A 14536-nucleotide genomic window follows, 5' to 3' on the forward strand; every position below is an offset into this window, starting at 1 on the left:
CATTCACTCGCGCCGATCGGTTCACCACCACCCCTGGACCCGCCCCCGCAATTGTCCGACGTTTGCCCCTCGGCGGCTCCGCGGCTACCGTGGTCGGCGGTCCTCACGGGCCCCGATGAACCGGTCCGCGCTCGCACGGCGTCCCCCAGGACGCGCCGCGATCGTACGGTCAACGGGAGTGGAGGCGGCCCCGAGGCCGCCTCGGACGCTCTCGCCTCCACCCCCTGCCGCGCTGAGCGGCGGGACGCACGCGGAGGCTCGACGCACGGCTGTCCCACGCTCCCGACCCGGCACCACGAGATGAGCGCAGGGCGTCGTCCCTGCGCGCCGACGGAGTGTACGTGCACCAGAACCAGCAGACCATCAGCGAGCCCCGGAGCGAGGCGGGCGCCGATCCCGCGACCCCCGCTCTCGAGGCCCGCCACCTCTTCAAGGTGTTCGGCCGGAAGCCCGACGAGGTCGTCCGCCGACTGGGCGAGGGCGCCGACCGCGGCGAGCTCGCCGGACTCGGCACGGCCGCGGTGATCGACGCGTCCTTCACCGTGCGCCGCGGCGAGATCTTCGTCGTGATGGGCCTCTCCGGCTCCGGGAAGTCCACCCTCATCCGCATGCTGAACGGGCTCCAGGAGCCCTCCGCGGGCGAGGTCCTGATCGAGGGCTCCACCATCACCGGCGTCTCCGAGGCGGAGCTGCGCCGCGTGCGCCGCTCGTCGGTGTCGATGGTGTTCCAGCACTTCGCGCTCCTCCCGCACCGCACCGTGCTCGACAACGTCGCGTACCCGCTCGAGATCCAGGGCGTCCCCGCGGCCGAGCGCCGCGAGCGGGCCCTGCTCGCGGTCGAGCGCGCCGGTCTCGCCGGCTGGCACGAGAAGATGCCCGACGAGCTCTCCGGCGGCATGCGCCAGCGCGTCGGCCTCGCCCGGGCGCTCGCCGCCGACACCGACATCGTGCTGATGGACGAGGCGTTCTCGGCACTCGACCCGCTGATCCGCCGCGAGATGCAGGAGCAGCTGATCGAGCTGCAGCACGAGCTCGGCAAGACCATCGTCTTCATCACGCACGACCTCAACGAGGCCATGTTCCTCGGCGACCGCATCGCGGTGATGCGCGACGGCCGCATCGTCCAGATCGGCACCCCGGAGGAGATCCTCACCGACCCGGCGAACGACTACGTCGCCCAGTTCGTGCAGGACGTCGACCGCGCCCGCGTGCTCACCGCCTCCGCCGTGATGGAGCCCGCCCGCTCCGTGGTCACCCTCGCGGCCGGTCCCCGCGCCGCGCTGAGGAGCATGCGCGACCTGCAGACCTCGGCCGCGTTCGTGGTCGGCGGCGGACGCCGCCTGCTGGGCACGGTCCGCGACCGCGACGTGATCGAGCAGGTGCGCCGGAGCACCGGCGACCTCTCGGCGGTCCTCACCTCCGACGTCGTCACCGTCGGTCCGGACACCGCCCTCAGCGAGGTCATCGAGCCCGCCGTCGAGTCGGCGCTGCCGGTCGCCGTGGTCGACGCCGACGGGCGTCTGCTCGGAGCGATCCCGCGGGTGACCCTGCTCGCGGCGCTCGGCAACGTGCCCGCCCGCACCGGCGAGCACCCGGTGATCGAGCCGCCCGCCACCGTCTCGACCGAGGTCGTCACCGCGACCCTGCACGCGACCGGAGGCCCCGTCGACGACGCCGTCCTCGCGGCGGACGGAGGTGCACGATGACCGATCTCGGATTCCGCCTCCCGCTCGGCGCCCTCGCCGAGGGTGCCGTCGACGTCCTCACGCAGACCTTCCAGCCGGTCTTCGACCTGCTGCGCACCGTCTTCGGCGCCCTCTACTCCGGCGTCGACCTCGTCCTCGCCACGCCGCCCTTCTGGGTGATCGTCGCCTTCCTCGCCGTACTGGCCTACGCCGTCCGCGGCTGGGTCTTCGCGGCCGGCACCGCCGTGGGGCTCCTGCTGATCGTGGGGGTCGACCAGTGGGAGAACGCGATGGACTCCCTCGCGCTGGTGCTCGTCGCCTCCGTGATCGCCATCGCGCTGAGCGTGCCGCTGGGCGTGCTCGCCGCGCGCAACCGCACGGCCTCCGCGGTCATCCGGCCCGTGCTCGACCTGATGCAGACGATGCCGGCCTTCGTCTACCTGATCCCCGCGCTGATCCTGTTCCGGGTCGGAGTGGTGCCGGGCATCGTCGCGACCATCGTGTTCGCGATGGCGCCGGGCGTCCGGCTCACCGAGCTGGGCATCCGCGGCGTCGACCCGGAGCTCGTCGAGGCGGGGGAGTCGTTCGGCTCCTCGAAGTGGCGGATCCTCCGCCAGATCCAGCTGCCGCTGGCGCTGCCCTCGATCCTGGCGGGCCTCAACCAGGTCATCATGCTCTCGCTCTCGATGGTCGTCATCGCGGGCATGGTCGGCGCCGGAGGGCTGGGCGGCGATGTCGTCGCGAGCCTCAACCGGATCGATGTCGCGCTCGGCTTCGAGGCGGGCATCTCCGTCGTGATCCTCGCGGTCGTCCTCGACCGGATGACCGGCGCGCTGGGCTCGCCCTCGCCGGCGAGGGTCGCCCGGGCGAAGAACCGCCGCGCCGTCGTGGCGACCCGCTCGGCCGTCGGCGTCGTCTCGATCGGCCTGGTCGCGTCCCTCGGGGCCGCGACCCTCGCCGCTCCCGCCACCGGCTCCTCCGTCGACAACGGCGACCGCACCGACCTGACCGTCGCCGTGTTCCAGGGCTGGGACGAGGGGATCGCCGTCTCCGCTCTGTGGGAGGCGGTGCTCGAGGAGCAGGGCTACGACGTGACCCTGCAGAACGCCGACGTCGCCCCCGGCTTCCAGGGCCTCTCGACGGGCGACTACGACCTCGCCCTCGACACCTGGCTGCCGCTCACCCACGCCCGGTACGTCGAGCAGTACGGCGACTCGATCGTCGACCTGGGCGCGTGGAACGACGAGGCGAAGCTGACCATCGCGGTCAACGAGGACGCTCCGATCGACTCCCTCGAGGAGCTCGCCGCCGACCCGGGCGTCGTCGGCAACCGCCTGATCGGCATCGAGCCCGGCTCCGGTCTCAACAAGACGACGACCGAGGACGTCATCCCCGGCTACGGCCTGGAGGGGATGGACTACCTCACCTCGTCGACGCCGGCCATGCTCCAGGAGCTCTCGAGCGCGACCGCCGCGGGCGAGAACATCGCCGTCACGCTCTGGCGCCCGCACTGGGCCTACGACGCCTTCCCGGTCAAGGACCTCGAGGACCCGAAGGGCCTGCTCGGGCAGGCGGAGGGGATCCACTCCTTCGGCTCGGCCGCGTTCGACGCGGACTACCCGACGATGAGCCGCTGGATCCGCGACTTCCGGATGGACTCGAAGACGCTCTACTCGCTCGAGAACGCGCTGTTCAACGACGGGGCCGACGACCGCTCCGCCGCCCTCGCCGCGTGGATGGACGAGAACCGGGAGTACGTCGACACGCTGATCACCTGATCCGCCGCCACGACGGAGGCCGAGAGGCCGGGCGGCCCCGGACCAGGGCTGTCCCGGCCTCTCGGCCTTCGTCGCGCAAGGATCAGGCGGCGCTGATCCGGCGTCCCGCGGTGGCGCGGACGAGGAGGGTGACCACGAGCACCACGGCGGCGGCGACCAGCGCGGCGATCCCGGCGGGGACCGAGACGAGCTCGCCGGCGAAGCGGCCGACGGCGACCCAGGAGAGTCCCCAGACGAGCGAGAGCATCGGGGCGATGCGGCCGCGGCCGGTGACGGCGATCAGGAGTCCGACGAGCGCGGCGACGGCGAGGACGACGACCGCCCAGACCGCGGCGCCCGGACCATCTGCGCTGCCGACTCCCGCGCCGACGAGCCCGGCGGTGACGTTCGCGGCCGTGGCCACGCACACCCAGCCGAGGTAGAGCCCGAAGGTGCCGTCCGTCACGATCGCGTCGACCACTCCGGCCGACCGGGTGGTCCGCAGGATCACGAAGATGCGCGCGAGCACGGCGAGCAGCAGGGCGATCACGACGACGCTGAGCGTCAGGAAGCCGGCCTGGACGACCAGGATCCACGCGGCGTTCAGGAGGAGGCTCGCGGCGGCCCAGTAGCCCAGCCGGCGGTGGCGGGTGCGGGCTGTCTGCGAGGGCAGGAACTGCCAGATCGCGTAGGCGATGAGGCCGGTGTAGATGACGCTCCAGATCGCGAAGGCGGGGCCGTCGGGAGCGATGGGGGTCGAGGACGCGGTCAGGGCGCCGCCGGCCGCGTTCTGGATCTGCGTGCCGCCCGCGGCGCCCGAGCCGATGAAGGAGCCGATGAGGGCGAGCACCGCGCTCACGGCGACGACGACCTGGCGGATCCGGTCGGCGCGGTCGGGGGTTCGTGTGGCGGTCATGTCGCTCCTCCATTAGTCAGCTGGCTGAGTAATGAGAGTAGCGCGATTCCGCTCCCCGTCCACTGGGGCTTGCGGCGAGGCCCCGACCCTGGAGAGGGCCGGGGCCGGATTCTCAGGCGCGGGCGGCCGCGTACTGCTCGCGGATCACGGGGCGGTGGTCCGGCGCGGGCTCGGCCACCGAGGTGACGGTCCACGTCGGACGCGATCCTGTCAGCGCCCAGGCGGCCTGCACGGCGGCACCGTCGGCCACGTACTCGCCGGGCGTCGGCACCTGCACGGGCACGTCGAACACCTGCGATGCAGCGAGCTGCACGGCGCGGTTCTGCGCGGCTCCGCCGATGAGGAGGATGCGCCGCGCCTCCACTCCCTGCGCGCGAACGGCGTCGAGGCCGTCGGCCAGTCCGCAGAGCATGCCCTCGATCGCCGCGCGGGCGAGGTTCGGCCGCGTGGTCGAGGCGATGGTCATCCCGTGCAGGCTCGCGGTCGCGTCCGGCAGGTTCGGCGTGCGCTCGCCCTCGAAGTAGGGGACCAGCACGAGGCCGTCGGCACCCGGCTCCGCCTCGAGCGCCAGTGCGGCGAACTCGTCGAAGTCGCTGCCGAGCAGGGTCGCGGTCGAGGCCAGCACGCGCGCGGCGTTGAGCGTCGCGACCAGCGGCAGGAAGCGCCCGCTCGCGTCGGCGAAGCCGGCGACGGTCCCGGAGGCGTCGCGCACCGGGTCGTCCGTGACGGCGAAGACGGTGCCGCTCGTGCCGATGCTGACGACCACGTCGCCGGGGCCGGCGCCGAGGCCGAGCGCGGCGCCCGCGTTGTCGCCCGCGCCGGGGCCGACGACGAGTCCGCTCTCGGTGCGGCCCGCCTCCTCCGAGGGGCCGAGCACGCGGGGGAGCAGCGGGCGGTGGCCGAGGGCGCGCTCGAGCAGGTCGAGGTCGTAGCCGTCCGCTCCCCAGTACGAGGTGCCGGACGCGTCGGACCGGTCGGTCGTGAGCGCGTCGAGCTGCGGACCACGGGCGGAGTCGGGGCCGTAGCCGAGCAGGCGCCAGGTCAGCCAGTCGTGGGGGAGCGCGACGGCGGCGACACGGGCGGCGTTCTCGGGCTCGGCGTCGCGCAGCCAGCGGAGCTTGGTGGCGGTGAAGGAGGCGACCGGCACCGATCCGGTCCGCTTTGCCCAGGCCCCGGCTCCGAGCTCCTCGATGAGCGCGGCGGCGGCGGGCGCGCTGCGGGTGTCGTTCCAGAGCAGAGCGGGGCGGATGACGGCGCCGCTCTCGTCGAGGACGACCATGCCGTGCTGCTGGCCGCCGACCGAGATCGCGGCGACGTCGTCGAGCCCGCCGGCGTCGGCGAGGGCGAGCTGCAGCGCCTCCCACCACGCGGCCGGATCGACCTCGGTGCCGTCCGGGTGGCTCGCCCGGCCGGTGCGCACCACGGCGCCGGTGTCGAGGTCGCGGACGACCACCTTGCAGCTCTGGGTCGACGAGTCGATCCCTGCGACGAGCGTCATCGCTGTCCTCTTTCGTTGGGGGGTTCGGGTTCGGGCGTCCGGTGCGGAACCGGGCCGGATGCAGGAGAACGGACGAGACCCCGTGCGGGTGCAGGGGATCTCGTCCGTCTCAGGTCGTCCCGCGGCGGACCGCGGGCTCAGGGGGTGCGGGTCAGCCGCGGGCGCCGAGCAGGTGCTCGGTGGCCAGCTGCTGCAGGCGCACGAAGCCGAAGCCCTTGCCGCCGAGGTAGGCGTCGGCGTCGAACGACTCGTACGAGGCGGTGTCCGCGAGCAGGTCGTCGTACGACTCGCCCTCGTTCAGCGTCGGGGTGGAGAGCTCGGCGACCTTCGCGGCGGCCAGCGCCTCCTGCACCTCGGGGTCGGCGCGGAAGGCCGCGGCGCGCTCCTTGAGCAGCAGGTAGGTGCGCATGTTCGCTGCGGCCGAGTCCCAGACTCCGGTCTCGTCCTCGGTGCGCGAGGGCTTGTAGTCGAAGTGGCGCGGGCCGTCGTAGGCCGGGACGCCGCCGGGGCCGCCGTTCTCGAGGAGGTCGACGAGCGAGAACGCGTTGTGCAGGTCTCCGTGGCCGAAGACCAGGTCCTGGTCGTACTTGATGCCGCGCTGGCCGTTGAGGTCGATGTGGAAGAGCTTGCCGTGGTACAGCGCCTGGGCGATGCCGGCGGTGAAGTTCAGGCCCGCCATCTGCTCGTGGCCGACCTCGGGGTTCACGCCGACGAGCTCGGGGCGCTCGAGGGAGTCGATGAACGCGATCGCGTGGCCGAGCGTCGGCAGCAGGATGTCGCCGCGGGGCTCGTTCGGCTTGGGCTCGATGGCGAAGCGGATGTCGTAGCCCTTGTCGGTGACGTAGTCGCCGAGCAGGTTGACGGCCTCGCGGTAGCGCTCGAGCGCGGCGCGGATGTCCTTGGCGGAGTCGTACTCGGCGCCTTCGCGGCCGCCCCACATGACGAAGGTCTTCGCGCCCAGCTCGGCGGCGAGGTCGATGTTGCGGAGGACCTTGCGCAGCGCGAAGCGGCGGACGTCGCGGTCGTTCGAGGTGAAGCCGCCGTCCTTGAAGACCGGGGCGCTGAAGAGGTTGGTGGTGACCATCGGCACGATGAGGCCGGTGGACTCCAGCGCGCCCTTGAGGCGGTCGATCTGGGTCTGGCGCTCGGCGTCGGTGGAGCCGAAGGCGAACAGGTCGTCGTCGTGGAAGGTGAGGCCGTAGGCGCCGAGCTCGTCGAGCTTCTCGACCGCGTGGACGACGTCGAGCGGCTCGCGGGTCGGGCCGCCGAACGGGTCCGTCCCGTTGTAGCCGATGGTCCAGAGGCCGAACGAGAACTTGTCGGCGCGGGTGGGGGTCAGGGACATGGGATCCGAATCCTTTCCGGCGACGTCGCCGAATTGTTGTTGAGCCCAACATATCCCCTGAGGGCCGGGAGGCGCAACGAGCGGAAAGCCCGGCGCGTCGCCCTCCGGCCCCTCGCGGGTGCCGCCCGTTCGTGCCGCGGAACCGCTCGCGGAGCGGGCCGACGCCCGGGGAGGACGTCGCGAGGATCGCTTGCGCAAGCGCTTCGACTGTGCGTACAGTCGCTCCAGCACAACCGGTCGAAGCGCTTCGAAGCCCGACCGCGACCGACGACGACGTCCGGCAGGAGGAGCCATGGCGACCATCCACGACGTGGCCCGCGCTGCCGGAGTCTCGATCAGCACCGTCTCCTACGCCCTCTCCGGCAAGCGCTCGATCGCCGCCTCCACACGGCAGCGCGTCGACGACGCGGTGCGCCAGCTCGGCTACCGGCCCCACGCGGGAGCCCGGATGCTCGCCGGGGCGCGGACCCACATCCTCGCCCTCTCCGCCCCGATGCGCGGCGAGCTGCATCTGCCGACCCACATGCGCTTCGTCACCGAGGTGCTCGAGCGCGCCCGGGAGTCGGACTACGACGTCCTGCTGCTCGTCACCGACGAGGCCTCCAGCGGCATCGGGCGCGTCTCCTCCTCCTCGCTCGTCGACGGCATCGTCCTGATGGGCGTCGACGACGACGACGACCGCGCCGAGCTGATCCGCGCGGCCGGGGTCCCCGCCACCTTCATCGGCGTGCCCGCCGACTCCCACGATCTCGCCTGCGTCGACCTCGACTTCGCCGAGGCCGCCCGCCAGAGCGTCCGCCGGCTCGCCGAGCTGGGCCACCGCTCGCTCGGCCTGCTCGAGCACCCGCAGTCCTACACCGACCGCAACGCCGGCTTCGTCCGCCGCTTCGACGAGGCGTTCCGCGCCGAGGCCGCTGCGCTCGGAGTCGAGATCGCGGTCGAGCGCCCGCACATCGGCCGCCCGAGCGCATCGGCCGCGATCGACGCGATCCTCGGAGCACCCGTCCCGCCGACCGCGCTCGTGCTGCACTGCAACGAGCCCGTGGCGGAGGCGGCGATCGAGCGCGTCCTCGAGCGCGGCCTCTCCGTCCCCGGCGACCTGTCGATCCTGGCGGCCTGCGCCAGCTACGACGGCGGCGCCCTCCCGGTCCCCACCAGCAGTCTTCCCCTCCCGTTCGACGCGATGTGCCGAGCGGCCGTCGCGCGGACCCTCCAGCAGATCGACTCCGGCCGCACCGTCGGCGTCGAGCTGCTCCCGCCCTCCTACGTCGACCGCGGATCCCTCGCGGTCGCTCCGACCGGCGCTCCGGTGCCGGCGGTCCCGTCCGGCACTCCCGCGCCGGCCTCCCTCTAGTCCTCCACCCTCTTCCTGCCCGCTCCGGCTCTGCGCACTGTCGAAACGCTTCGACACCACGCCCCCGCGAGAGAGCGCTCCCTGCACCACCTCCGCAGCACCACCGCACCGTTCGAAGGAGAACCACCGCAATGTCGCTCCGATCCCGCTCCGCCTTCCACCGCCCGACCGCCGGTCTCAGCCGGCGCAACCTCCTCGCCGGCGGAGTCGGCCTCAGCGCGATGTTCGCGCTGGCCGCCTGCTCCGGTGGCGGCTCCGACGCCGGCTCCGACGCGCTCTCGACCACGGTCGACGGCGCCGGCCGCACCCTCACGCTCTGGGACTTCGAGACGCCCGACAGCGACCGCGGCATCGCCTGGCTCGCCGCCCGCGACATCTTCACGCAGGAGACGGGGGCCGAGATCGCGTACGAGTTCAAGGCCTTCGAGCAGCTGCGCACCGGCGCCAGCCAGATCTTCAACTCCAACTCGGCGCCCGACGTCGTCGAGTACAACAAGGGCAACGCGACCAGCGGACTCCTCTCGAGCCAGGGCCTGCTCACCAACCTCGACGAGGCGGTCGCGTTCTACGGCTGGGACTCGCTGATCCCCGGCGCGCTGCAGACCACCGCGAAGTACGACGAGAACGGGATCATGGGCTCCGGCTCCTGGTACGGCATCCCCAACTACGGCGAGTTCACCTTCGTCTACTACAACAAGGACGCCTTCGCCGCGAACGGCCTCGAGGTCCCCACCACCTACGAGGAGTTCACGGCCGTCCTCGACGCCTTCGTGGCCAAGGGGATCACCCCGCTGGCCGAGGCCGGCGCCGAGTACCCGCTGCAGCAGCTCTTCTACCAGCTCGCGCTGCTGAAGGCCGACCGCTCCTGGATCACCGACTACCAGACCTACACGGGCGAGGTCGACTTCGAGGACGCGGCCTGGAGCTACGCGGCCGACCAGCTGAAGACCTACGTCGACAAGGGCTACTTCTCGGCCGACGCCTCCGGGCTGAAGGCGGAGGACGCGGGCACGGCGTTCATCTCGGGCGAGTACCCGATCTTCTTCTCGGGCTCCTGGTGGTTCGGCCGCTTCAAGACCGAGATCACCGGATTCGAGTGGGACACGTTCCTCTTCCCGGGCGCCGAGTTCACGATGGGCTCCGCCGGCAACCACTGGGTGATCCCGGAGACGGCGAAGAACAAGGACCTCGCCTACAAGTGGATCGACATCACGATGCGGCCCGAGATCCAGAACCTCATCGGCAACAACGGAGGCATCCCGCTGGTCGTCGACGAGAGCGCCATCACCGACGAGAAGAGCAAGGCGCTGCTCTCGCAGTGGAAGACGGTCGTCGACGGCGACCAGCTCTCCTTCTACCCCGACTGGCCCACCGCGACCTTCTACGACGACCTGGTCGCCGCCACGCAGGAGCTCATCAACGGCTCCTCCGACGAGTCCGCCATGCTCTCCGACCTCCAGGCCAAGTACGACGACGGAGTCGCCGACATCACGTGACGCGGAAGCATCACGTGATGTCGGCCGAGGCGGCCGGCCCCGCGCCTGCAGGCGCGGAACGGCAGCGGACGACCCGTTGAGGTGACTGCGACCCCTCGACGGGGTCGCACGAGCACCGCCGAACCCCCGCCCCTCGCCCCCCGCGGGATGCCGCTCCGGTACGCGACACGCCGTCGCCTCCGTACCGGAGCGGCATCCCGCGGCAGCACACCCACGACCCCGTCCGACCTAGGAGTACCCATGACGACGACAGCACCTCGTCGCGCGGAGAGCGCGCCGCCTCCCACGACGCCGCCCCGCGAGAAGCGCTCCGGCGGCTACTGGCTCTACCTGATCCCCGGGTTCGTGCTCTTCACGTTCATCGTGCTGATCCCGCTGATCTGGAACGTCTACATCAGCTTCACGTCCTGGCGCGGCATCAAGCCGCCGATCTTCATCGGCCTCGACAACTGGATCGAGCTGATGGGCGACGACCAGTTCTGGACCTCGTTCCTCAACTCGGTCTACATGATCATCGCGATGGTGATCGTCCCCACGATCCTCGGACTCCTGCTCGCGGCGATCCTCTTCGATCTCGTCGGCAAGAAGTTCGGCGGGCGCCTGGCGAGCTTCCTCCGCGCCACCTACTACCTCCCGCAGATCCTGCCGACCGTCATCGCCGCGATCGTCATCGGCTGGATCCTCCGCCCCGACAACGGCGCGCTGAACTCGATCCTCGAGGCCGTCGGGCTCGGCTCCCTCTCGCACGACTGGCTCGGCAAGCCGGACACCGCGATGCTCTCGATCATGGTCGTGATGATCTGGGTGCAGCTGGGCTACCCGGTCGTCATCTTCATGGCGGCGCTGCAGCGCGTGGACCCCGAGCTCTACGAGGCGGCGGAGCTCGACGGGGCGAACTGGTTCCAGCGCTTCCGCTGGATCACGGTCTCGATCATCCGGCCCGAGATCTTCGTGGTCACCCTCACCTGCACCATCGCCGCGCTGAAGGTCTTCGGCCCGATCTACGCCCTGACCCGCGGCGGCCCCGGCGACTCCACGATCGTCCCCTCCTACTACTCGTACACCGAGTTCTTCCAGAAGCAGCAGGTGGGCTACGGCGCCACCATCGCGACCGCGCTCACGATCGTCATCGTGATCCTCGCCGTGCTGTTCATCCGCGCCCAGGAGCGCGTCGAGCGCAGCGAAGGAGCCCGCTGATGTCGGCCATCGAGACCCTGCCCCTCACCCAGGCCGGCACGCAGGACGCGGACCTCTCGTCCTCCCGTCCCGCCAAGCCCGCGAAGGGCACGACGAAGCGCACCCTCGGCGACTGGGTGATCCTCGCCGTCGCCGTGGTGATCGGGCTCGTGATCATCAGCCCGGTGCTGCTGATCCTGCTCAACTCCTTCAAGACCCCCGCGGAGTACTCGGCGGACGGCCCGCTCGCCTTCCCGACCGGCCTCTCCTTCGACGGCCTCTCGACCTTCTGGGGCCGCGTCGACTTCCCCGAGAAGCTCGGCAACTCGATCCTCATCTCGGGGTCGGTCGCGATCCTCGCCGTCGCCCTCTCGGTGCTGAACGCCTACGCGATCGGCATCGGCCGGGTCCGCGGCCGGAGCTGGATCATCGTCCTGTTCCTGCTGGCGAACATGCTCCCGCAGGAGGCCCTGCTCTACCCGCTGTACTACATGTTCAAAGCGGTCGGGATCTACGACACCCAGCTGTCGGTCATCGTCATCTTCACCGTCATCCAGTCGGCGTTCGGCACCTATCTGCTCTCGAGCGTCTACGGCACCTTCCCGAAGGAGATCCTCGAGGCCGCGGCTCTCGACGGCGCCTCGAAGTGGCAGGTCCTCACCCGGGTGATCGTCCCGATCTCGCGGCCCACCCTCTCGGTGCTGATGATCTTCTTCTTCATCTGGACCTGGAACGAGTTCCTCATCCCGCTGGTCTTCCTGGTGAGCGACGCGACGCAGACCGTCCCGATCGCGATCTCGAGCCTCCAGGGCGACAAGATCATGGACGTCACCACGACCAGCGCGAGCGCCCTCCTGGGCCTTCTCCCGACGCTGATCTTCTTCCTGATCTTCCAGCGCACCCTCACCCGCGGCATCACCGCCGGCGCGGTCAAGTAGCCCTCTCTCCCTCCGTCGGCGCCTCCCTCACGGGATCCGCCGGCGCGCCATCGAAAGGCACCCCCATGAAGTTCACCGACGGGTTCTGGCAGACGCGGGCCGGATTCACGCCCCTGTTCGCGCAGGAGGCGTACGACATCCGCACCGACGGCACCTCGCTCGAGGTGATCGCCCCGACCCGGGTCATCCAGGGCCGCGGCGACGTCCTCAACCGGCCGGCGCTCACGGTCACGGTGTCCTCGCCGGCCGAGGGGGTCGCGCGGGTGCGGATCGAGCACTGGCGCGGGACGGCGGTGCGGCCCGGCTTCGAGCTGGCTGAGGGCGACATCGGAGCGGCGGAGGTGACGGAGTCCGGCGGCGTGCTGCGCACTGGCGACCTCGAGGTCCGGATCAGGCAGGGCGCTCCGTGGTCGCTGGAGTTCTGGGACACCTCGACCGGCACGCGCCTCACCGGCTCCGGGCACAAGGCGCAGGGCTACCTGACCGGACCGGACGGAGCCGCCTACCTGCACGAGCAGCTCGACCTCGGCGTCGGCGAGCTGGTCTACGGGCTCGGCGAGCGCTTCGGCCCCTTCGTGAAGAACGGCCAGACCGTGGATGTGTGGAACGCCGACGGCGGCACCTCCTCCGAGCAGGCCTACAAGAACGTCCCGTTCTACCTCTCCAGCCGCGGCTACGGCGTGCTCGTGAACGATCCCGGCCTCGTCTCGTTCGAGATCGGCTCCGAGGCGGTCGAGCGCGTGCAGTTCTCGGTCGGCGGCGAGGCGCTGGAGTACCTGGTGATCCAGGGCCCGACGAAGAAGGACGTGCTGCGGCGCTACACCGGTCTCGCGGGCCGCCCCTCCGTCGTGCCCGCCTGGAGCTACGGGCTCTGGCTGACGACCAGCTTCACCACGAGCTACGACGAGGAGACGGTGAACTCCTTCATCGACGGCTTCGCGGAGCGGGAGCTGCCGCTGTCGGCGTTCCACTTCGACTGCTTCTGGATGCGCGAGTTCCAGTGGACCGACCTCGAGTGGGACCCGCGCACCTTCCCGGACCCCGAGGGGATCCTCGCCCGCCTGCACGAGCGCGGACTGCACACCTGCGTCTGGATCAATCCGTACATCGCGCAGGCGTCGCCGCTGTTCGCCGAGGGGCGCGAGAAGGGCTACCTGCTCAGAACGGCCTCCGGCGACGTCTGGCAGTGGGATATGTGGGTCGCCGGCATGGCGCTGATCGACTTCACGAATCCGGAGGCGACCTCCTGGTTCCAGGAGAAGCTCCGCGTCCTCGTGCGCCAGGGCGTCGACTCCTTCAAGACCGACTTCGGCGAGCGGATCCCGTCGGAGGGCGTCGTCTGGGCCGACGGGACCGACCCCGAGGCCATGCACAACTGGTACACCCAGCTCTACAACCGCGCGGTGCACGAGGTGCTCGAGCAGGAGCTCGGCGAGGGCCGCGCGGTCCTCTTCGCCCGCAGCGCCACGGTCGGCGGGCAGTCGCTGCCGGTGCACTGGGGCGGGGACAACACCTCCTCCTACGTGTCGATGGCCGAGACCCTGCGCGGAGGCCTCTCGCTCGCGCTGGGCGGGTTCGGCTTCTGGGCGCACGACATCGGCGGCTTCGAGGGCACGCCCGATCCCGGAGTGTTCAAGCGCTGGCTCGCGTTCGGCCTGCTCTCCTCGCACTCTCGGCTGCACGGATCCTCCTCGGTGCGCGTGCCGTGGGCGTTCGACGAGGAGGCCGTGGAGGTCACCCGGCTCTTCACCCGGCTGAAGCTCTCGCTGATGCCCTACCTCTTCGCGGCGGGGGCGGAGGCGGCGAGCACCGGCGTCCCGATCATGCGCCCGATGGTGCTCGAGTTCGAGGACGACCCCAGCGCCGCCCACCTCGACACGCAGTACCTGCTCGGGCACGACCTGCTCGTCGCTCCGGTGTTCACCGAGGACGGCACGGTCGAGTTCTACCTCCCGCGCGGGACGTGGACGAGCTGGTGGACGGGCGAGCGGATCGTCTCGACGGGGGAGTGGCGCCGTGAGGTCCACGGCTTCGACTCGCTGCCGCTGTACGTGCGCGAGGGTGCGGTGATCCCGGTGGGGGCCCGCCAGGACTCGGCCGAGTACGACTACCTCGACGGGCTCGAGCTGAGGGTGTTCCCGGGGCCGGACGGAGCGACGCCGGTCCGGGTCGTCGCGCACGACACGGGGGAGGAGACGGTCTTCACCGTGACGCGCTCCGGCGGCGAGGTCTCGGTCGACGGCCCGGCCGGCACCTGGACCTGGGTCGAGGCCTGAGCGGCGCCCTCCTGCTGATCGAGCAGCGGGCGCAGCCCGCCCCTCGAGACCCCGGCCCCGGGAACACCCTCAGCTCGAGCCCGTCGAGGTAGTCG

The 14536-nt window shown here is 71.2% G+C and carries 10 protein-coding genes; 7 read left to right on the plus strand and 3 right to left on the minus strand.

Annotated features, from left to right (window positions below; all coding sequences use genetic code 11):
• Positions 1-341: 341 nt before the first annotated feature.
• Complete coding sequence (locus C5C39_RS14970; RefSeq protein WP_258075856.1) at positions 342-1706, plus strand: glycine betaine/L-proline ABC transporter ATP-binding protein; 1365 nt, start codon at positions 342-344, stop codon at positions 1704-1706.
• Positions 1703-3463 (plus strand): ABC transporter permease/substrate binding protein, encoded by a 1761-nt coding sequence (locus tag C5C39_RS17950; RefSeq protein WP_104353750.1) that lies wholly within the window; start codon positions 1703-1705, stop codon positions 3461-3463. Before C5C39_RS14970 ends, C5C39_RS17950 begins: the two co-directional genes overlap by 4 nt.
• An 82-nt stretch (positions 3464-3545) precedes the next feature.
• Here the strand turns inward: C5C39_RS17950 and C5C39_RS14980 are convergent, their stop codons facing one another.
• From C5C39_RS14980 to xylA, 3 genes are all read right to left on the minus strand, one after another.
• Positions 3546-4358: a tryptophan-rich sensory protein gene (locus tag C5C39_RS14980; RefSeq protein ID WP_104353751.1), complete on the minus strand. Its 813-nt coding sequence runs from the start codon at positions 4356-4358 to the stop codon at positions 3546-3548.
• 112 nt (positions 4359-4470) lie between these two features.
• Entirely contained in the window at positions 4471-5856 is a 1386-nt protein-coding gene (gene xylB / locus C5C39_RS14985; protein ID WP_104353752.1) for a xylulokinase, read from the minus strand.
• Between the two features lie 151 nt (positions 5857-6007).
• A complete protein-coding gene (gene xylA / locus C5C39_RS14990) occupies positions 6008-7201 on the minus strand; it encodes a xylose isomerase (RefSeq protein WP_104224876.1) in 1194 nt (397 codons plus the stop codon).
• A gap of 292 nt (positions 7202-7493) precedes the next feature.
• On the opposite strand from xylA, the gene C5C39_RS14995 reads away from it, so the two are divergent.
• From C5C39_RS14995 to yicI, 5 genes are all read left to right on the plus strand, one after another.
• A complete protein-coding gene (locus C5C39_RS14995; protein ID WP_104337879.1) occupies positions 7494-8555 on the plus strand; it encodes a LacI family DNA-binding transcriptional regulator in 1062 nt (353 codons plus the stop codon).
• Between the two features lie 131 nt (positions 8556-8686).
• On the plus strand, positions 8687-10051 hold the full coding sequence (locus C5C39_RS15000; protein ID WP_258060612.1) for an ABC transporter substrate-binding protein: 1365 nt from the start codon (positions 8687-8689) through the stop codon (positions 10049-10051).
• A 240-nt stretch (positions 10052-10291) separates the two neighbouring features.
• The gene (locus C5C39_RS15005) at positions 10292-11248 is read left to right on the plus strand and encodes a carbohydrate ABC transporter permease (RefSeq protein ID WP_104224874.1); all 957 of its coding nucleotides are present in this window, start codon (positions 10292-10294) and stop codon (positions 11246-11248) included.
• Positions 11248-12165, plus strand: coding sequence for a carbohydrate ABC transporter permease (locus C5C39_RS15010; RefSeq protein WP_104353753.1), 918 nt, complete (start codon positions 11248-11250; stop codon positions 12163-12165). The genes C5C39_RS15005 and C5C39_RS15010 overlap by 1 nt, the downstream gene beginning before the upstream one ends.
• 65 nt (positions 12166-12230) lie before the next feature.
• Entirely contained in the window at positions 12231-14441 is a 2211-nt protein-coding gene (yicI, locus tag C5C39_RS15015; RefSeq protein WP_104353754.1) for an alpha-xylosidase, read from the plus strand.
• Positions 14442-14536: the final 95 nt, after the last annotated feature.

Origin of the sequence: Rathayibacter sp. AY1F3 (genome assembly GCF_002931975.1) — a bacterium.
Classification (GTDB): Bacteria; Actinomycetota; Actinomycetes; order Actinomycetales; family Microbacteriaceae; genus Rathayibacter.

Coding starts and splice junctions, on each gene's coding strand:
- xylB (WP_104353752.1), bottom strand. CDS start 5,856: ATGACGCTCGTCGCAGGGATCGACTCGTCGACCCAGAGCTGCAAGGTG.
- xylA (WP_104224876.1), bottom strand. CDS start 7,201: ATGTCCCTGACCCCCACCCGCGCCGACAAGTTCTCGTTCGGCCTCTGG.
- yicI (WP_104353754.1), top strand. CDS start 12,231: ATGAAGTTCACCGACGGGTTCTGGCAGACGCGGGCCGGATTCACGCCC.
- C5C39_RS14980 (WP_104353751.1), bottom strand. CDS start 4,358: ATGACCGCCACACGAACCCCCGACCGCGCCGACCGGATCCGCCAGGTC.
- C5C39_RS17950 (WP_104353750.1), top strand. CDS start 1,703: ATGACCGATCTCGGATTCCGCCTCCCGCTCGGCGCCCTCGCCGAGGGT.
- C5C39_RS15010 (WP_104353753.1), top strand. CDS start 11,248: ATGTCGGCCATCGAGACCCTGCCCCTCACCCAGGCCGGCACGCAGGAC.
- C5C39_RS15005 (WP_104224874.1), top strand. CDS start 10,292: ATGACGACGACAGCACCTCGTCGCGCGGAGAGCGCGCCGCCTCCCACG.
- C5C39_RS14995 (WP_104337879.1), top strand. CDS start 7,494: ATGGCGACCATCCACGACGTGGCCCGCGCTGCCGGAGTCTCGATCAGC.
- C5C39_RS15000 (WP_258060612.1), top strand. CDS start 8,687: ATGTCGCTCCGATCCCGCTCCGCCTTCCACCGCCCGACCGCCGGTCTC.